This window comes from Hyphomicrobiales bacterium (assembly GCA_017642935.1).
Taxonomy (GTDB): Bacteria; Pseudomonadota; Alphaproteobacteria; order Rhizobiales; family MH13; genus MH13.
Map to the genome: position 1 here is coordinate 1,148,357 of JAEPOK010000001.1, position 18,775 is coordinate 1,167,131.

The 18,775-nt window shown below is 58.8% G+C and carries 15 protein-coding genes; 8 read left to right on the top strand and 7 right to left on the bottom strand.

Annotation, left to right across the window (positions count from 1 at the left end; all coding sequences use genetic code 11):
• Positions 1–257 precede the first annotated feature (257 nt).
• The 3 genes from JJ917_05445 to JJ917_05455 all read left to right on the top strand — a co-directional run bounded on the left by JJ917_05445 (position 258) and on the right by JJ917_05455 (position 6,432).
• Entirely contained in the window at positions 258–3,965 is a 3,708-nt protein-coding gene (locus tag JJ917_05445; protein ID MBO6698258.1) for a vitamin B12-dependent ribonucleotide reductase, read from the top strand.
• A 164-nt stretch (positions 3,966–4,129) separates the two neighbouring features.
• Positions 4,130–5,368, top strand: coding sequence for a cytochrome P450 (locus JJ917_05450; protein ID MBO6698259.1), 1,239 nt, complete (start codon positions 4,130–4,132; stop codon positions 5,366–5,368).
• A complete protein-coding gene (locus JJ917_05455; protein ID MBO6698260.1) occupies positions 5,365–6,432 on the top strand; it encodes a dipeptidase in 1,068 nt (355 codons plus the stop codon). The genes JJ917_05450 and JJ917_05455 overlap by 4 nt, the downstream gene beginning before the upstream one ends.
• 5 nt (positions 6,433–6,437) lie before the next feature.
• Here JJ917_05455 and JJ917_05460 read toward each other — a convergent pair whose 3' ends face one another.
• Positions 6,438–7,403 (bottom strand): ChaN family lipoprotein, encoded by a 966-nt coding sequence (locus JJ917_05460; GenBank protein ID MBO6698261.1) that lies wholly within the window; start codon positions 7,401–7,403, stop codon positions 6,438–6,440.
• 110 nt (positions 7,404–7,513) lie between these two features.
• On the opposite strand from JJ917_05460, the gene ispH reads away from it, so the two are divergent.
• The 3 genes from ispH to rnhA are packed head-to-tail and all read left to right on the top strand — an operon-like array spanning position 7,514 to position 9,942.
• On the top strand, positions 7,514–8,509 hold the full coding sequence (ispH, locus tag JJ917_05465; protein ID MBO6698262.1) for a 4-hydroxy-3-methylbut-2-enyl diphosphate reductase: 996 nt from the start codon (positions 7,514–7,516) through the stop codon (positions 8,507–8,509).
• Between the two features lie 7 nt (positions 8,510–8,516).
• The gene (gene thrB, locus JJ917_05470; GenBank protein MBO6698263.1) at positions 8,517–9,488 is read left to right on the top strand and encodes a homoserine kinase; all 972 of its coding nucleotides are present in this window, start codon (positions 8,517–8,519) and stop codon (positions 9,486–9,488) included.
• Complete coding sequence (rnhA, locus tag JJ917_05475; protein MBO6698264.1) at positions 9,469–9,942, top strand: ribonuclease HI; 474 nt, start codon at positions 9,469–9,471, stop codon at positions 9,940–9,942. Before thrB ends, rnhA begins: the two co-directional genes overlap by 20 nt.
• On the opposite strand, the gene JJ917_05480 is transcribed toward rnhA, so the two are convergent.
• The 3 genes from JJ917_05480 to rplM form a co-directional block, all read right to left on the bottom strand.
• Positions 9,939–10,991 carry an N-acetyl-gamma-glutamyl-phosphate reductase gene (locus JJ917_05480; GenBank protein MBO6698265.1) on the bottom strand — a complete coding sequence of 351 codons (1,053 nt, stop codon included), beginning with the start codon at positions 10,989–10,991 and terminating at the stop codon, positions 9,939–9,941. The genes rnhA and JJ917_05480 overlap by 4 nt on opposite strands.
• 79 nt (positions 10,992–11,070) lie before the next feature.
• A complete protein-coding gene (gene rpsI / locus JJ917_05485; GenBank protein ID MBO6698266.1) occupies positions 11,071–11,574 on the bottom strand; it encodes a 30S ribosomal protein S9 in 504 nt (167 codons plus the stop codon).
• Positions 11,574–12,041, bottom strand: coding sequence for a 50S ribosomal protein L13 (gene rplM / locus JJ917_05490; protein ID MBO6698267.1), 468 nt, complete (start codon positions 12,039–12,041; stop codon positions 11,574–11,576). Before rplM ends, rpsI begins: the two co-directional genes overlap by 1 nt.
• Before the next feature lie 345 nt (positions 12,042–12,386).
• Here rplM and JJ917_05495 point away from each other — a divergent pair, with 345 nt between their 5' ends.
• Positions 12,387–13,664: an O-acetylhomoserine aminocarboxypropyltransferase gene (locus tag JJ917_05495; GenBank protein MBO6698268.1), complete on the top strand. Its 1,278-nt coding sequence runs from the start codon at positions 12,387–12,389 to the stop codon at positions 13,662–13,664.
• A 67-nt stretch (positions 13,665–13,731) separates the two neighbouring features.
• Here the strand turns inward: JJ917_05495 and JJ917_05500 are convergent, their stop codons facing one another.
• Positions 13,732–14,838, bottom strand: a complete 1,107-nt coding sequence (locus JJ917_05500) for a COX15/CtaA family protein (GenBank protein MBO6698269.1) — start codon at positions 14,836–14,838, stop codon at positions 13,732–13,734.
• Positions 14,839–15,003: 165 nt separating this feature from the next.
• Here JJ917_05500 and JJ917_05505 point away from each other — a divergent pair, with 165 nt between their 5' ends.
• A complete protein-coding gene (locus JJ917_05505; GenBank protein ID MBO6698270.1) occupies positions 15,004–15,225 on the top strand; it encodes a DUF2842 domain-containing protein in 222 nt (73 codons plus the stop codon).
• A 6-nt stretch (positions 15,226–15,231) separates the two neighbouring features.
• On the opposite strand, the gene JJ917_05510 is transcribed toward JJ917_05505, so the two are convergent.
• Together JJ917_05510 and JJ917_05515 are read right to left on the bottom strand one after the other, a co-directional pair.
• A complete protein-coding gene (locus JJ917_05510) occupies positions 15,232–16,308 on the bottom strand; it encodes a polysaccharide deacetylase family protein (GenBank protein MBO6698271.1) in 1,077 nt (358 codons plus the stop codon).
• A 94-nt stretch (positions 16,309–16,402) separates the two neighbouring features.
• Entirely contained in the window at positions 16,403–18,625 is a 2,223-nt protein-coding gene (locus JJ917_05515; GenBank protein MBO6698272.1) for a hypothetical protein, read from the bottom strand.
• Positions 18,626–18,775 lie beyond the last annotated feature (150 nt).

Below are 18,775 nucleotides of genomic sequence, written 5' to 3' on the forward strand. Positions count from 1 at the left end.
CCAGATTGTATGTCCGTAAAGACGGTTTTGCCCCGCACGTTCAATGACGTAGCGGCATGGCTTTTTGACGCCAACTGACGCAATATGTGGTGTTAATTTTTTGTTTACACACCATATCTAGGTGTAGTTAGGCTAACCGCACTAACGGAATCGGTGCCGGCCCAAAGCGGGCCATGCTTGAGGGATCTGATGAAGATCATCAGATTGGGGCGAGCAGCGTTGCGCCGATGAGAATGGGCTAGAGGAGCACTACCACGATGCGTGTCACGCGGCATTTCACCAAAGACGGCCAATCGGCCTATGCGGATCTTACGTTTCGCAACGCACTGAGCGAGATTCGCAATCCGGATGGATCGGTCGTCTTCCAGTTGAAGGACATTCAGGTTCCTGAGACTTGGAGTCAGGTGGCGTGCGACATCATCGCCCAGAAATATTTCCGTAAGGCCGGCGTGCCCGCTCGGCTGAAGAAAGTCGAAGAAAATTCTGTTCCCTCTTGGCTCTGGCGTTCGGTTGCCGATGAAGAGGCACTTGCTGAGTTGCCGGAAGAGGAGCGCTACGGCCCAGAGCGCGATTCCCGCCAAGTCTTCGACCGCCTGTCCGGCACCTGGACTTATTGGGGCTGGAAAGGCGGCTATTTCGACAGCGAAGAAGACGCCTTGGCGTTCCGCGATGAACTTGCCTTTATGCTTGCAACCCAGCGTGTCGCGCCAAACTCACCGCAATGGTTCAACACCGGGCTTCACTGGGCCTATGGCATCGATGGACCAGGCCAGGGCCATTATTATGTCGATCCAGAAACCGGTGAGCTGACCAAGTCCGCGTCATCCTACGAGCACCCGCAGCCACACGCCTGCTTCATTCAAGGCGTTGGCGATGACCTCGTCAATGAAGGCGGGATCATGGATCTTTGGGTGCGTGAGGCGCGCCTGTTCAAATATGGCTCAGGCACCGGCTCGAACTTTTCCATGTTGCGCGGCGAAGGCGAAAAACTTTCCGGCGGCGGCAAATCTTCCGGCCTGATGAGCTTCCTGAAGATCGGCGACCGCGCTGCTGGCGCCATAAAATCCGGTGGCACGACGCGTCGTGCGGCCAAGATGGTCGTTGTCGATGTCGATCACCCCGATATCGAGACCTACATCGATTGGAAGGTGAAGGAGGAGCAGAAGGTTGCGGCTCTCGTCACCGGTTCCAAGATCGTCAAAAAGCATCTGACCGCGATCATGAAGGCCTGCGTCAACTGCGAAGGCGAAGATGGCGATTGCTTCGAGGTCACCAAGAACCCGGCGCTGAAGCGCGAAGTGCGCGCGGCCAAAAAGGCGCTGGTGCCGGAAAACTATATTGCCCGCGTCATTCAGTTTGCGCGCCAAGGCTACAAAGAGATTGAGTTCTCCACCTACGACACCGACTGGGATTCAGAAGCCTATGGCACCGTTTCGGGCCAGAACTCCAACAACTCTGTCTCCATCACCGATGATTTCCTGCGCTCGGTCGAACAGGACGGCGATTGGGACTTGGTGGAGCGGACCACCGGCAAAGTCCACAAGACGGTGAAAAGCCAGGATCTTTGGGAAAAGATCGGTCACGCCGCTTGGGCATCAGCTGATCCCGGCCTGCACTTCAACACCACCATGAATGACTGGCACACATCGCCAGCCGGTGGACGCATCCGCGCGTCCAACCCGTGTTCAGAATATATGTTCCTGGACGATACGGCCTGTAACCTTGCCTCGCTGAACCTGCTTCAGTTCAACGAAGCCAGCGAAAGCGGAGCCCAAAAGGTCTTCGATATCGAAGCCTATGAGCATGGCGTGCGGCTTTGGACGATGGTGCTGGAAATCTCTGTCGCCATGGCACAGTTCCCATCCAAGCAGATCGCACAGCTTTCCTACGAATACCGCACGCTGGGTTTGGGTTATGCCAATATTGGCGGCCTGCTGATGACCTCCGGCATTCCGTATGACTCTCCTGAAGGCCGTGCGATCTGTGGCGCGCTGACGGCGATCATGACCGGTGTTGCCTATGCCACGTCGGCTGAGATGGCCAAGGAACTGGGACCTTTCCCCGGTTATGAAGCCAATGCTGAGAACATGCTGCGCGTGATGCGCAACCACCGTCAGGCAGCCCTTGGCATGGCCGATGGCTATCAAGGCCTGTCAGTCAATCCGGTGCCGCTAGATCATGAGAACTGCCCGGACCAACGGCTGATCAAGCACGCGACCCAGGCTTGGGACAAAGCGGTCTCGCTCGGCTCGCAGCACGGCTATCGCAACGCGCAAGCTACGGTGATCGCACCGACCGGCACCATTGGCCTGGTCATGGACTGCGACACAACCGGGATCGAGCCGGACTTCGCTCTGGTAAAGTTTAAGAAGCTTGCCGGTGGCGGGTATTTCAAGATCATCAACCGCGCGGTACCCGAAGCGCTTCGCGTGCTTGGTTACACTGTGGCTGAGATCGGTGAAATCGAGGCCTATGCGGTGGGTCATGGCTCACTGGCGCAGGCGCCAGGCGTCAACCACACCTCGCTCAAGGCGCGGGGCTTTTCCGACGCTGCGATTGCCAAGATCGAAGGGGCACTGGGCTCAGCGTTCGACATCAAGTTCGTATTCAACCGTTGGACGCTTGGCGATGACATCGCCATCGATGAGCTTGGTTTTACCGATGAGCAACTCAACGACCCGGCCTTCGATATGCTTTCAGCGCTCGGCTTTGAGGCTGACGAGATCAACATGGCCAACGAGCATGTTTGCGGAACCATGACGCTGGAAGGTGCGCCGCACCTGAAGGAAGAGCATTACGCGGTGTTCGATTGCGCCAACCCTTGCGGCAAGAAGGGCAAGCGGTTCCTGTCGGTGGAAAGCCATATTCACATGATGGCCGCTGCACAGCCGTTCATCTCCGGCGCGATCTCTAAGACGATCAACATGCCCAATGCGGCGACAGTCGAGGACTGTAAGAGCGCCTACATGCTCTCCTGGAAGCTCGCGCTGAAAGCCAATGCGCTGTATCGCGATGGTTCCAAGCTCTCCCAGCCGCTGAACTCGCAGCTTCTCGCCGACAATGACGATGACGATGAGGCCGAAGACACGATGGACGCCATCATCGCCGCGCCACAGTCGATGCGGGCGCAGAAGGTCGCTGAAAAGATTGTTGAGCGCATCATCGAGAAAGAGGTGCGCGTTCGCGAAAAAATGCCGGATCGCCGCAAGGGCTACACCCAAAAGGCGCGCGTCGGCGGCCACAAGGTCTATCTGACCACCGGCGAATACGAAGATGGTCGCCTGGGCGAAGTGTTCATCGACATGCACAAGGAGGGCGCGGCCTTCCGGGCGATGATGAACAATTTTGCCATCGCGATCTCCCTTGGCCTGCAATATGGCGTGCCGTTGGAAGAGTATGTCGATGCCTTCACCTTCACCCGGTTCGAGCCGGCTGGCATGGTGCAGGGCAATGAGACGATCAAGAATGCGACGTCGATCCTTGACTACATCTTCCGCGAATTGGCTGTGTCTTACCTGGGCCGCTACGACCTTGCGCACGTCCAGCCCGATGAAGCTGGTGCCACCACGCTTGGCAAAGGCGAAGATGCTGAAAAACCGTCGGCCAACTCCATCGTCTCGGCGGGTCTGGTGCGCGGCAAGGTAGCCGAACGCCTTCAAGTCGTTGGCGGCTCGGCTGCAAACGATACGGCCGGTGGTACAAGCGCTGCAGTCTCCACCAATACGATGACAGCTTCGCTTTCATCCGCAGCGGTCGCAACATCGGCGGCGCTTCAACTGGCGCCTGAGCCATCCAGCGCCGCAGCGGGGCCTAAACCATTGGAAAGCGTCGCTGAGCAGCGCACCATCGCCCGGATGAAGGGCTATGAAGGCGAAAACTGCGCCGAGTGTGGCAACTTCACCATGGTGCGCAACGGCACCTGCCTGAAGTGCGACACCTGCGGATCAACCAGCGGGTGCTCCTGATCTCAGGAGCGCCCGAGCAAGGCATGCAATGACCACGCACCTCTTCTCCTCCCTGTGAAGTACGACTGCGTGTACTGAGCTGAGACATTCTACGTCTGTTGCTCCAAGCCCGGCACCAAGACGCCGGGCTTTTTCTTTGCCACCACTCGGCTTAAGTCGATGTCATGAATCACCTCCCCTATGACCCTGGATCCCGGCGCCTTTCCGTCGATCCGCGTGACGATGCGTTCGTCCAGAACCCATACACAGCCTATGCCGCGCTCCACGCGGCAAGCGGCGATGATGGACCTATCGTGTTTTGGGAGGCGTATGGCCATTGGGTGTTCGGCGGTCTGAATGCGGCGAATGCGCTGTTTCGTGACAGACGTTTGGGACGGCAGATTCTGCACAAGACAAGCCGCAAGGCACTTGGTTGGGATGAACCGGCTGCGCATACCGCCGACTTCGACGCCATTGATGCGCGCTCGCTTTTGGAGCTCGAACCACCGGACCACACCCGTCTGCGTGGTTTGATCAATCGCGCATTTGTCTCTCGTCATGTGGAAGCACTTGGGCCGGAGATCGCAGCTGAAACGCAAAAAGCGATGGATGCGTTTTCGGATGCGCCAGATCTCATTGCTGATTTTGGAGAGCCAATTGCCGGCAACACCATCGCACGCATGCTTGGCATCGACCTGGCGCACGTGCCGCAGCTTCTCGCCTGGTCGCACGCGATGGTGCAAATGTACGCTTTCGGTCGTGATCGCGCCGTCGAGGAGGCGGCCAATGCTGCCGCGCGGGATTTCACAGCGTTTGTGCGGAAAGAGATCGCCAAGCGCCGCGCTGCGCCAGGGCCTGATCTGCTGACCCATCTTATTACCGCACATGAAGCGCAGGATCGTCTCACCGAAGATGAAATCGTCTCAACCACCATCCTGCTCTTGAATGCCGGCCATGAGGCAACGGTGCACGCGATGGGTAACGGCCTGCGCACGCTGTTCCATTCATCACGGGAGGAGCACCAGACCTGGCTTTCAACCCCAGAAGCCATGACCGAGGAGATTCTACGCCACACGCCACCGCTGCACATGTTCATGCGATATGTGTTGGAAGACTGTAAGCTTTTCGGTGTGCCGTTGCACCAAGGCGACGTTATTGGCCTTCACCTTGGGCTCGCCAATCACGATCCGCGCGCGATGCCGGAGCCTCAGCGCTTCAACCCCGCGCGTGAACCGGTCAAACAAGTGGCGTTTGGCGCTGGAATCCATTTCTGCATTGGACACACGCTGGCACGGCTGGAAATGGCCACGGCCATCCCGATGCTGTTTCAACGCTTTCCGAACATCCGCATGGCCGAAACGCCGCGTTTCAAAGACGCCTACCATTTTCACGGGCTTGAGCGCCTGAAGGTCACGCTCGGATGAGCCGTCAGCTCGTCTTTGACGGTCACAATGATCTGCTGGCAAGGCTCTATCTGGCCGGCGGCGTTTCCGCCGCTAGCCAATTCCAGGCCGGTCGGCCAAGTGGTCACCTGGATGCAAACAAAGCGCGAGCAGGCGGTTTTGGCGGCGGCTTTTTCGCCATCTGGGTGCCGAGCACGCAGCGGGGCAAGCCACAGCGCCGCGACGCCAATGAAGCGATGCGAGCCTTTCACTACGACATCCCGCTGTCACCGATGGTGCCCGCCGATGACGCCCTGCGCGCCGCACGCATCCAGTTGGAAACGCTTCAGACGCTACAGGACCTAGGTTCACTGACGATCTGCACCACAGCGGACGACATCGAACGCGTGATGGAAGCCGGTGGGATCGCTGCTTTTCTGCACATGGAAGGCGCGGAGGCGATCGACCCGGATTTCGCTGTACTGGACGAGTTTCATGCGCTTGGTCTGCGATCGCTCGGGCCAGTGTGGAGCCGCCCGACCATCTATGGTGAAGGTGTGCCGTTCCGCTTTCCCGGTTCGCCGGACGTGGGTGGCGGCTTGACCGATCATGGCAAGCGACTGATTGCCAAGTGCAACGCGTTGAACGTGATGGTCGATCTGGCGCATCTCAATGAGGCGGGCTTTTGGGATGTCGCGCGGCTGAGTGACGCGCCGCTGGTCGCCACGCACTCGAACGCTCACGCACTCTGTCCCCATGCGCGCAACCTAACCGACAAGCAATTGGATGTCATCGCCGCGTCCGGCGGCGTGGTTGGGCTCAACTTTGCGGCGGCCTTTTTGCGCGCCGATGGCCGGATGCGCAGCGACACGCCGGTTTCTTTGATGCTTGAGCACCTTGATCACATGATCAAACGAATGGGCGAGGATCACGTCGCACTCGGGTCAGATTTCGACGGCGCTGTCATTCCTGCCGACATAGGCTCCGTTGCAGGCCTGCCGGTTCTTGTCAGCGCCATGGAAGAGCATGGCTATGGCTATGAACTGATCGCCAAGATCTGCCGCGGCAATTGGATGCGCGTGATCGGCTTAACGCAAGGCCACTAACTGGATCACCCACCCATGATGGCGCGCATCTGCTCGCACAAAAACTCGTCGGTTGGGTTCGATTCCCCGGCAACGACTACAATGTCGTAGCGTGCATTAAGCCCTTGGTCGCGGATCGGCCCCTCTTCAAGCACACTTGCCCATTCATCGACGGTGTAGGCGGCAATGGTCAGCATGCTGGGTGGGCGGTCGGTGCGCGCAATCAGATAGGGAATTGCGCGATCCATGCGCACATGTCCCTTTCCGCCGAAGTACAGCGTTGAGGGCCCGCGCCCGCGCCCTGCCACAAGCCGGCCAGCCATGATCCGATCGCGTTCCATCTGCGCCAGCGCCATGCGCTCGGCGGCCTCTTCATCGATCAATCCGCAATGGCCGGCGATCATGTCCGGAATCCAGGCCTCGACAATCTCGTCGGTCTGCAAGCCATAGGTCGGGGCGACCTCCAACAGGGCGTCGTAGGACGGGCCGCCAGCGCCGGGTTGTGGTTGATCTGTCGCGATCACATGCGCGCGCGCGTTGCCGGCGGTTTCGATCAGTGGGCGATAGATGTTGAAATCGGGCCAACCCAAGCCCTCCCAATCGACAATGTCGGCGAAAAGGTCGGTGTCAAAGGCATTGTTGCGGCGCCAATCGTCAAGCTCGCGCTGACTGCTGGCGGGCACGTGTTCCAAAGCCAGGACAGGCGGCCTGCTTCCGGTCTTTGCTTCAAGAATGCAGGAGGCCAGCGCGACATGCTCCGGCGTGCCGTGGCGCTCGCCTAAAAACACCAGCTGCGTGTTCCCTGCTTCACCAAACAAACGTCGCGCCGTCGTTGGCACGCCTGTGCGCAGATCGATGATCGTCTCAAAAGCACAAGCATCCAAGTCACTGTCAGTCTGAGCCGGGGCTTGGGTCGGCATGATCAACCCACCCAGCAGAGCGGCCAGAAGTGCGGATTTGGTCAACAGAGCCGTCGGATGGGCAAAACGCATAGTGCACCTTTCAAAGGTCTTGGTATGAAACCTAATGTAGTGCCAAATGGCGCGGGCGCTATCCTTCAAAGCCACCTTTTCATCGCCCATGACAGCAGCTAGGACAGGGCATGGCAAACGCTTCCCCCTCCCTAACCCTTCGCCTGTGCGGTCCGCGTGGATTCTGCGCCGGGGTCGATCGCGCCATTCAAATGGTCGTGATGGCGCTGAGACGGTATGGCGCGCCGGTCTATGTGCGCCATGAAATCGTGCACAACCGCTATGTGGTCGATGGTCTGCGGGAAAAAGGCGCTATATTCGTCAAGGAGTTGGACGAGATACCCGATGGCTCCAAAGCACCGGTGATTTTCTCGGCTCACGGCGTACCGAAATCAGTGCCGGCCCATGCTGAGGCGCTGAACCTCCTCTATTTCGATGCCACCTGCCCGCTCGTTTCCAAAGTCCATAAACAGGCCGCGCGGCACATGAAACTCGGCCGCCAAGTGGTGTTGGTTGGCCATGCCGGTCACCCGGAGGTTGTTGGTACCATGGGGCAATTGCCAGAAGGTGCGGTGGACCTGATTGAAACGCCTGATGATGTGGCCGCCTATTCGCCGCCAGACCCAGCTATGCTCGGTTACGTGACGCAAACGACGCTTTCGGTGGACGACACCGCCGATGTGATCAATGCGCTGAAGGCGAAATTCCCCGAGATCGCCGATCCAGCCGGCGAATCGATTTGTTATGCCACCACCAACCGGCAGGAAGCGGTGAAAGCCGCTGCGCCGGGTACTGACCTTTTTCTGGTGGTGGGCGCGCAGAACTCCTCCAACTCCAAGCGGTTGGTGGAAGTCGCCGAGCGGGCCGGTGCTGCCAAAGGGTTGCTGATCGCAGGACCGGACGACATTGATATGAACACCATCTCCGATGGTGCTGTCGTGGCGCTTTCTGCAGGCGCATCAGCGCCGGAAATCCTGGTGGAAGGCGTCATCAACCGGTTCAAAGACCGATTCCAGGTTTCGCTTGATCTTGTTGAAACCGCTCAAGAAAACGAGCTCTTTCCGGTTGCCAGGGCTCTGCGCGATGTTGACCTCACCCGCGATGACATGCGCTTCGTAAACGGCTAATTTTTCCATGGCTGTCTACACCGATGTCAGCGATGACGACCTTGATAGCTTTCTTGCCGATTACAATCTTGGCGAGGTGCTGGCTTTCAAAGGCATTGCCGAAGGCGTTGAGAACTCCAACTTTTTGCTGCGCACGGAAGCTGGGACCTACATTCTGACGCTGTTTGAAAAGCGCGTGAATGCAGGGGACCTGCCGTTTTTTCTCGATCTAATGAAACATCTAGTGGAGCGCGGCCTCAATTGCCCGCTGCCCATTGCCCGGCGTGATGGAGCCGTGCTTGGCGAGCTATGCGGACGCCCCGCAACAATCATCTCCTTTCTGGACGGCGTTGCAATCCGCCGCCCACGGGCCGAGCATTGCCGCAAGCTTGGTGAGGTGCTGGCCAAATTCCATCTGGCTACGGCGGACTTTCCGACCAACCGACCAAACGATCTTTCATTGGTTGGATGGCGCGAAGTTTATGATGGCATTCCGGCCAAGGCGGCCGACGAGGCCTTTCCAGGTCTGCGCACGCGCATGGGCCGCGAACTCGATCAGATGGACAAGCTTTGGCCGCACGATTTGCCATCCGGAGTCATCCATGCGGACCTCTTCACCGACAATGTGTTCTTCCTGAACAATCAGGTGTCCGGGCTCATCGACTTCTACTTCGCCTGCACCGACGCCTATGCCTACGATTTGGTGATCTGCCTCAATGCCTGGTGTTTTGAGCCGGACTTGGCGTTCAACGTCACCAAAGCGCGGGCGCTCGTCGCCGGCTATCAAAGCATTCGCCAACTGGAGCGTGAGGAGATCGAGGCGCTTCCGTTGTTGGCGCGTGGTGCGTCCATTCGCTTTCTGGTGACCCGCCTCAATGATTGGCTGACCGTACCGGATGGTGCGCTCGTAGTGCCGAAAAACCCGCAGGAATACGCCACCAAACTTGCCTTTCACCAAGGCGTCTACGACGCCCGCTTTTATGGGTTGGACTTTGACTGAGAAGCTCGTGGAAATATGGACGGATGGCGCATGCTCCGGCAATCCCGGCCCGGGAGGCTGGGGCGCGATCCTGACCTTCAATGGTCATGAAAAAGAGTTGAAGGGCGGCGAGAGCGAGACCACCAACAACCGCATGGAACTGACGGCAGCCATCGAAGCGCTGGCCGCTTTGACGCGCCGGTCCAAGGTCGCGGTTCACACCGACTCGTCCTATGTCAAAGACGGCATAACCAAATGGATGGTGAACTGGAAAGCCCGTGGCTGGAAAACTGCTGACAAAAAACCGGTCAAAAACAGGGATTTATGGGAGCAACTTGACGCTCAGATTCTGAATCATGACGTAGCGTGGCATTGGGTTAAGGGCCATGCGGGCGACGAAATGAACGAGCGCGCGGACGAACTCGCCCGCGCCGGTATGGCGCCATTCAAGCCAAGCAAAAACAACGAGGCTTAGGGGAAAAGCGCGACCTGTTCCAGGCCGAGCGTCTCCTCAAAGCCAAACGCGATATTGACGTTCTGCAGAGCCTGGCCCGCCGACCCCTTCACCAGATTGTCGAGCGCCGCAATGATGATCGCCCTGCCCGGTAGCCGGTCCTTGAAGACGCCGATATGGACCATGTTGGAGCCACGCACGTTCTGTGTTTTTGGAATCTGCCCTTCATCGAGCACCAACACGAACGGTTCATCGGCATAGCGCGCTGCGAGCCCGGCCCGTACATCATCAACCGAAACATTGTTCGCGAGTCTGACGTGACATGTCAGCAGCTCGCCGCGGGACATCGGCACCAGATGTGGTGTGAAGCCGATGGTGATCGCTTGGCTTGACGCTTTGGAAAGCTCTTGCTCGATCTCCGGCATATGACGGTGATGGCCGATTCCATACGGGGATGTACCCTCGCCGGCCTCGGCAAACAGCATGCCTTGCTTCAGGCCCCTGCCCGCACCGGAAATGCCGGTCTTGGCGTCGATGACAATGTCGTCCGCTTGGATATGGCCATCGGCGAGCGGCGGGATTAACGCCGTCAACGCGGCAGTGGGAAAGCATCCTGGGCAGGCCACGATCTTTGCGCCTGCGATGGCATCGCGGTTGTGTTCGGACAGTCCATAGGCAGCTTCACCCTGGAGTTCCGGCGCGCCGTGCGGGATGCCATACCATTGAGCATAGGTATCAGTGTCACGCAGCCGGAAGTCAGCCGACATATCAACGACCACGCAGTCGGGGTTGGTCGCGCGGATGGTTTTCGTCGTGGCCTGCGTGGTGCCATGCGGTAAGGCGCAAATGACCAGATCGACGCCTTTCCAGTCGACATCGTCAAGCGTGACCAAATCCGGCAAGTCGACGCCACGAAGATGTTCAAAAACATCACCGACCGGTTTGCCTGCGTGCGTGTTGGCCGTCAGCGCGACGATCTCGATATTCGGATGGCGCAGCGCGAGCCGCATCGCATCTGCGCCGGTGTAACCGGACGCGCCTAGGATCGCAGTTTTGATGGTTTTGGTCATGAGATCAGGCCCTTAGACAATAAAAAGGGCGAAGCGCTTTGCGCTCCGCCCCCAAAACCCAAACAGGTTGGATTGGATGTTAGCGCTTGGAGAACTGGAAGGAACGGCGGGCTTTGGCCTTACCGTACTTCTTACGCTCAACAACACGGCTGTCACGTGTCAGGAACCCACCAGCTTTGAGAACACCGCGCAGATCCGGCTCGTAATAGGTGAGCGCTTTGGAAACGCCGTGGCGCACAGCACCGGCCTGACCTGACAAGCCACCGCCCTTAACGGTTGCAACAATGTCGAACTGACCGTCGCGGGCCGCTGCGACGATCGGCTGCTGCACGATCATCTGCAGCACCGGACGTGCGAAATAGGCGGAAAAGTCTTTGCCGTTGACAGTGATCTGGCCGGAACCAGGCTTCACCCAAACACGGGCGATGGCGTCTTTACGCTTGCCGGTGGCATAGGCGCGGCCCTGGTCGTCCAGCTTCTGGACATGGACAGGGGCAGCATCCGTGACAGGCGCGTCGCCTTCACCGGGAGCCACACCCATGGCGCCACCAAGATCTTCAAGAGAGGTGATTTGTTCGGCCATTATGCAGCCCTCCGGCTGTTTTTCGCGTTCAGCGCTTTGACGTCGAGCACTTCAGGCTGTTGCGCTTCATGGGGGTGTTCGGCGCCAGCATAGACGCGCATGTTGGAGAGCTGCTGACGGCCAAGTGGACCACGCGGCAGCATGCGTTCAACGGCTTTTTCCACCACGCGCTCGGGGAAACGACCTTCGAGCAGCGCTTTGGCCGTGCGCTCTTTGATGCCGCCCGGATAGCCGGTGTGCCAGTAATACTTTTTGTTCTCGCGCTTGCGACCGGTGAAGATCACCTTATCGGCATTGATCACGATGACATTGTCGCCGCAGTCAATGTGCGGCGTGAAGGTTGGCTTGTGCTTGCCGCGCAGGCGGGTGGCGATAAGGGATGCCAGACGCCCGACCACAAGGCCTTCGGCGTCAATGATAATCCACTTCTTCTCCACCTCAGCGGGCTTCGCTGAATAGGTCTTCATGGGTTTGGTCCTGCTCTTCAAACGGGCAAAGCATCGACTGTTGGCGCGTGAAAGCGCCCTTGGTCAGAAAATTTGGCCGTTTTTGGAAAATACGGTGCCTTGAAGGACCAGCGCCCTTGCAAGGTTGATGGTTCTATACGAGCGTCAGTTTGTTCGGTCAAGCACCGATTGACGCGATTTTCATATTGATTTCAACGGACTATAAATGCGGTATTTTATTACCACATGATTTGGCGCTTTTCCAACCGGATTGACCTTCAAGGTCGTTCTATATAAAGAACGCTCATTCGATATTCAGAACGACCCCTACGTTTTCGCGTGGGCTTAAACCGGTGAGGACCAATCATGAGCGACAAACCCCAAGGCTTCAACACGCTGGCCGTCCATGCGGGCGCCCAGCCCGACCCGACCACCGGCGCGCGGGCAACGCCGATCTATCAGACCACCAGCTTTGTGTTTGAAGACACCGAACACGCAGCCAATCTGTTTGGCCTCAAAGCGTTCGGCAACATCTACACCCGCATCATGAACCCCACGCAGGATGTGCTGGAACAGCGCGTGGCTGCCTTGGAAGGCGGTACGGCAGCACTGGCCGTGGCCTCCGGCCACTCAGCACAGCTCCTGGTATTCCACACTATGTTGCAGCCGGGCGATGAGTTCATTGCCGCCAAAAAGCTCTATGGCGGGTCGATCAACCAGTTCAATCACTCGTTCAAAAGCTTTGGCTGGAACGTGGTTTGGGCCGATCCAGACGATGTTTCGTCGTTCGAAGCAGCGATCACGCCGAAAACCAAGGCGATCTTCATCGAGTCCATCGCCAACCCGGGTGGTGTGGTGACCGATATCGAAGCGATTGCCGCTGTGGCGCAGAAAGCCGGTATCCCGCTAATCGTCGATAACACGATGGCAACGCCATATTTGGTGCAGCCGATCAAGCATGGCGCGAACATCGTCATCCATTCGCTGACCAAGTTCATTGGCGGCCATGGCAACTCCATGGGCGGCATCATTGTCGATGGCGGCAATTTCGATTGGTCGGCGTCTGATAAGTATCCAAAACTCTCCGAAGCTCTGGACGAGTATCACGGTGTAAAACTGCACGAAGCGCTCGGCGGCATTTCCTTCGCTATCGCCTGCCGTGTGCTGGGCCTGCGTGATCTCGGCCCAGCGATCTCTCCGTTTAACGCGTTTCTCATCCAGACCGGCCTTGAAACCCTCCCCCTGCGCATGCAGCGTCACTGCGACAATGCTCTGGCGGTTGCGCAGCATCTGCAAAACCACGACAAGGTGGCGTGGGTGTCTTACGCCGGTTTGCCGGGTGACAGATACAACAAGCTTGCCCAGAAATACGCGCCCAAGGGCGCCGGTGCGGTCTTCACCTTCGGCCTGAAGGGCGGTCATGAGGCCGGTGTGAAGCTGGTGGAGGGCGTGAAAATGTTCTCGCATCTGGCGAACATTGGCGACACCCGCTCGCTGATCATCCACCCGGCGTCGACGACACACAGTCAGCTTACCGATGAGCAAAAGGCTGAAGCCGGCGCGGCGCCTGACACGGTGCGTATCTCGGTTGGCATCGAGGATGTTGCTGACATCATCGCCGACCTCGATCAGGCTCTCGCATAAGCCCGCGCCCTTCTAGACCAATTCCTGAAGACCAACTGCCAGCACGCCCCTGGGTGTGCTGGCTTTTTTATGCCGGTTGGCTCGTCGGCAGATGCCCATGACCCACCAGCCGTGCCCGATGCAGAACCGTGACGACCAGGATCACAAATGCCCAGAACTGGTGCAGCAGCGCCCATTCCATCTCGATCTGGGTAAGCAGCGTGACGATGCCGATCAGCGCTTGAAGCAGTAGCGCGATGACCAGGGCTGAGGCCATTTTTGCATCCTTGCGATCGGTCGCTACGCGGCGCATGCGCCAGGCATGGAAGATTGCAAAACCAAGCAGCGCATAAGCTCCCATGCGGTGCACCCATTGAACGGTGAGCACGTTCTCGCCGAAGTTCACATACCATGGCGATTGGATGAAAAGCTTGGCAGCAGGCGGAATGAAGTCACCGTCCATGAGCGGCCAGGTCGTGTAAGTGAGCCCGGCGTCAAGGCCCGCGACCAGCGCGCCAAGGAAGATCTGAACCAACACAAACAGACCTAGTAAGGCTGCCATGGCGGCACCTGGCGCTGCCTGCCCTCGCCTATCTGCTAGGTGAAGCTCAATGGGTTTCATCGATTGCGCGACCCAGGCGATGGACGCCAGAATAATGGCCGCCATGGTCAGATGCACGGCTAACCGATATTGGCTGACATCGACCCGCTCGGTCAGGCCCGAAGCGACCATCCACCAGCCAACAAAACCTTGGAGGCCACCAAGAGCCAGCAACCCCAGGAGCTTGGGCATGGATTGCGGCGGCAGGGCTTTGCGCGCTGCGAACCAGATCAACGGGACAACAAAGGCAAGCCCGACAAGGCGGCCCAAAAACCGGTGGCCCCACTCCCACCAATAGATGAACTGAAACTCCGCCATCGACATGCCGCGGTTGATGCGCTGGTATTCGGGGATCTGGCGGTACTTTTCGAGCTCCGCTTCCCAACCCTCTGCGCTCAACGGCGGGATCGCGCCGGTGATCGGACGCCACTCGGTGATCGAAAGGCCTGAATCGGTGAGCCGCGTTGCGCCACCGACAAAGACCATCAAAAACACCAAAGCTGCGACACACCAAAGCCAGACGCGAACTGGCCGGTAGGTGTCGATGCTGGCGTCGAGCGATGTGATGTCCGACGGGTTGGTTGTGACGGCCATGGCGTTTTCCGCAAAACATGTTGATTGCCGCGGTTATGGCGCTCCGACGTCTCGCTGCCTAGTGCCAGCCTTTGCGGCCCGGTGCCGCATCGCGCTGGTTCTGGCTTGCGCAAAGCGTCTATCTGCCTATCTCTGGCTCAATCAACGACAGAACGAGATCGCCCAATGGCTCTTCCCATGCGCGCGCGCAAACTGATAGGAACCTTTGTTCTGCTGGCCTTCATCATCATTTACGCGTTCATGATCATGCTGCTCGGCGTGCGCCTGCTCGAAGACGCGCCGCAATGGTTCTCGATGCTCTATTATGTCGTGACCGGATGCGCCTGGGCTTTCCCGGCGATGCTGATCCTAAAATGGATGCTGAAGCCAGACGCACCGACGACCTAGCGCGCGCTAAGCGACTTTCTTGAACCGATTGGCGAGCAGGAACGGCGCACCGGACGCAAACAGTTCGATGTAACGTTGCTTCTGATACTCGCCATTCAGCGACACGCGCGGCAGGCCAAAAAGATGGTCCCTGTGATCGGCATAAACCATGCCCTTGCGCGTCGTCACAGCCGTCGTGAAGCCTGCCTGGCGGGCCAATTTATAGTCACGCGTGTCAGCCGAGCCCGGGTCGCCATAAGGAAAGGCAAAGTGCTTGGGCCGAGACCCCAGCGTTTCTTCCAGCCAGTCAGCGCCGTCCACCATCTCTTGCATTGCCTCGTCCGGCGACAGGCGAGCAATGGCGCGATGGGTCACGGTGTGGGCGCCGATCGTGATGAGTGGATGGGCGCTGAGGTCCTGCAGCTCCTGGGTTGAGAGGATCAGACGGCCGCACAGTGCGTCGAGATTATAATTCTGCGCATCGGCCATCTGGCGAACGCACGCGCGCTGCTCATCCTGCCCCATGGCACGCAGGGCCCAATAAAAATCCAAATAGAAGGCGAGCTTCTCGTCAGCCGATGCAACTGATTGCGTGCCCTGAGACCTCTGGTCTGGCCTAACCAACGTATCGGCCGCACGGATCATCTCTTCCAAGGCCACCCACCACAGTTCGCCTTTTCCCTGCGGATAGGACGAGGGCATGTAAAGCATCGCCGGTGCCTCATGGGCTTCCAGAACGGGCAAAGCGTGGTCACGATTGTCGATATAGCCATCATCGAAGGTGAAGACGGCAAACCGGCCGGAACGAACGGCAGGATTCTTGATGGCCTCAACCGCTTCATCCAAGCTTATGATCGCCAGACCTTGCGCCTTCAGCGCCTCCAATGTCGCATCAAGGAAATCCGGCGTGATTTCCAAGAGCCCATTGGGGTTGAAATTTGGGTAAGCGCCAAGCTCGGCATCGAGTTCAGATGCGGGCCGAACACGGTGCAGCGTCAAAATCATGCCCAGGCCCTCCGAAAGAGGACGCATCATTGAATGAATGTTGAGCGCGTGCATGGTTTTCAGCGCGCTCTTCATGAGCGTCACGCGAGTCGATGCCATGGGCCGTTCCTGTCCGAGCGTTTTTGTCCGCACCTTCATCGCACAGCAATCGTTGGAACCGACTTAAGGCGCGTGGTTGCCGAAAGGTTGCGGTTTAGGCTGGGATGGCAGCTTGAAAGGTGGTGGCCGTTTGGGTGCGCACTGACAGGATGCGGTCGCGCGAGACGATTGAGGACAGCGTCTGTGCCAAGACATTCACGCGAGCCGGGTTGCCGCAAAGCACCATGGCATCGTTGATGTTCGCGCATTCGAGAAGCAATTGCGGGTCGGCTCCGGCATTCACAACCACGCTGTCATAGTTTTCCGCCAAGGCTGAGAACACGAGATCGGCGGCATCATCGGCGATCATCGACCGATCAGCCTGGGTGAAACCCGACGGAACGAAATGCAACGCGCTGTCAGGGTCCTTGTGGAGAGAGGAATCAAACCCAGCGGTTCCGGTGACCAACTCATAGAATCCTGGTCCGTCCGCGCTGATCCCAGCGCCGCTGAGATCGCCGATGCAATCGATCATGACGACGGATCGGCCCGCTTCCGCCAGCGCACGGGCAAGATGGAGGGCAAGGCCGCCCGCGACCGTGTGCTCATCGGCTGCGCCCACGGTGACCCGGGTTCCAGCGCCAGGGGGTCCGCTCTTGCGCAGATGGGCAAACAGCATCCGGCAGTCTTGCGCGTCAGTCAGGCTGTAGGTGCGGACGGTATTGGGCATCGTCGCGGGAGCCGAACCAGTGGGTGTCTGCGCCGATGTGGCTGCCCTAGTCGCCGTGGTCGTCGCTGCGGTCGAAGCCGCCAGGGTTTGCAAACGGGCGATTGCATCACGGCCGCTCGGCGCAGGATTGGCTTCTTCCGGCGATGGCGCTGATGGTACTGAGACGGGCGTTGTGCGCGGCTCAAAACGCGGCTCAACCGCGTCCATGCTTTCATCGCGCACCGCACCAGCTAGGATCGCATGGCTCGTCACGCTCAATAGGGCCAAGGCAAAACTGCCGACGAACGCGATCATGATCATAGGCATTGTTTGCGGGAAGATCGCGTCACGCTCGACCTGGGCGGTCTGAATGATCCGTGCGTTGGTGGGCAGATTTGCGGCGTCGTCGCGCGTCGCCGCCTCGCGGAAACGCACCAAATAGCTCGCCAGCAGATCACGCTGGGCGGATGCTTCACGTTCCAGCGCGCGCAGTTCAACCTCAGCCTCGCCAACGCGGGCGGCTTCGGCGCTCAAGCGGGCGAGTTCATCTTGCAATGCCCCGGCGCGGGCCGAGGCGACGCGCGCCTCATTGTCAAACCGCTGTGCGATGCGCCCGGCTTCGGCGCGAATCTGGCCGCCAAGATCGGAGAGTTGGGCGTTGAGCTCCTGAAGCCGTGGATGGGCCGGAAGCAGCGTGGCAGAAAGCTCGGCAATCCTGGCTCGCAGAGTGGCCTGTTCCTCTTGCAAACGCTGGGTGAGCGGCGTGGCAAAACTGTCAGGCAAAGCAACGCGTGTGCCCTGTTGGGCGATCAGCTCGCGAATTTCTTCGGCGCGCGAGCGTGCAGTGGATTCTTCGGCGCGCGCACGTGTCAATTCGCTGGAGAGCTCCGACAGTTGCTGGGTGGAGAGCGTAAGGTTGTCGGTGACCAGAAAGAGGCCGGAACCGGAGCGAAAACGGGCGACAGCCGCTTCAGCCTCGCCGACCTGCTGCCGCAGCTCGGCAATCTCGGTTTCAAGAAACGATGTGGCCGAACGGGTGTTGTCGGCCTGCGTGGTCCTCTGCGTCTGTTGATAGATTTCAACAACCGCGTTGGCGATTTGCGCGGCAAGCTCGGGATCACCGCTTTTGTAACGCACCACAATGACGCGCGATTCTGGAATGTTGAAGACACTTAGGCCGCTGTCGAACTCTTGGTAGACACGCTCCTCGGCCGACAGCAGCATCGGGTCTTCGGAAAGCCCGAGAAGGACCATGACCGACTGCACCGGTGACATACCATCCAGGGCAGAATCGAAACGCGGATCATCACGCAGGCCAAGCCGGTCGATGACCTGTTCGGCCACATCGCGCGAGCGCATCACCTGCACTTGGCTGGTCACAGCGCGATCATCAATGCTTGGAACGCTGTCACCCTGTTGAACTTCGGGGCGCGTGAAGGCAGTTTCCTGCGCTTCGATCAGAACCTGTGCTTCGGCTTCGTATTTGGGTGAGGTCGTCTGGGTGTAGAAGTAGACCAGACCAGTAATCCCGAGGACGAAAAACAGCACACCGAACTTGGCCGCCCACAGGCGAGCCAGCAGGTAGGCAAGATTGATTTCTTGGGGTGCTTGCGCTTGAGAGGACGCCAACGCTTTACTCCACGGGTCCGGAACGACACTAAACAATTGCCAGCAATGTGACCGACTATGGTAAGCAAGCGGTTAATTGTGACTCGAGCTTGCCTCACCTTCCGCAAGGTTCCTGGGACTTGCTGCCGCCAAGTCTGACGCGACACAACG

Coding starts and splice junctions, on each gene's coding strand:
- JJ917_05445 (MBO6698258.1), top strand. CDS start 258: ATGCGTGTCACGCGGCATTTCACCAAAGACGGCCAATCGGCCTATGCG.
- JJ917_05450 (MBO6698259.1), top strand. CDS start 4,130: ATGAATCACCTCCCCTATGACCCTGGATCCCGGCGCCTTTCCGTCGAT.
- JJ917_05455 (MBO6698260.1), top strand. CDS start 5,365: ATGAGCCGTCAGCTCGTCTTTGACGGTCACAATGATCTGCTGGCAAGG.
- JJ917_05460 (MBO6698261.1), bottom strand. CDS start 7,403: ATGCGTTTTGCCCATCCGACGGCTCTGTTGACCAAATCCGCACTTCTG.
- ispH (MBO6698262.1), top strand. CDS start 7,514: ATGGCAAACGCTTCCCCCTCCCTAACCCTTCGCCTGTGCGGTCCGCGT.
- thrB (MBO6698263.1), top strand. CDS start 8,517: ATGGCTGTCTACACCGATGTCAGCGATGACGACCTTGATAGCTTTCTT.
- rnhA (MBO6698264.1), top strand. CDS start 9,469: ATGGGTTGGACTTTGACTGAGAAGCTCGTGGAAATATGGACGGATGGC.
- JJ917_05480 (MBO6698265.1), bottom strand. CDS start 10,991: ATGACCAAAACCATCAAAACTGCGATCCTAGGCGCGTCCGGTTACACC.
- rpsI (MBO6698266.1), bottom strand. CDS start 11,574: ATGGCCGAACAAATCACCTCTCTTGAAGATCTTGGTGGCGCCATGGGT.
- rplM (MBO6698267.1), bottom strand. CDS start 12,041: ATGAAGACCTATTCAGCGAAGCCCGCTGAGGTGGAGAAGAAGTGGATT.
- JJ917_05495 (MBO6698268.1), top strand. CDS start 12,387: ATGAGCGACAAACCCCAAGGCTTCAACACGCTGGCCGTCCATGCGGGC.
- JJ917_05500 (MBO6698269.1), bottom strand. CDS start 14,838: ATGGCCGTCACAACCAACCCGTCGGACATCACATCGCTCGACGCCAGC.
- JJ917_05505 (MBO6698270.1), top strand. CDS start 15,004: ATGGCTCTTCCCATGCGCGCGCGCAAACTGATAGGAACCTTTGTTCTG.
- JJ917_05510 (MBO6698271.1), bottom strand. CDS start 16,308: ATGGCATCGACTCGCGTGACGCTCATGAAGAGCGCGCTGAAAACCATG.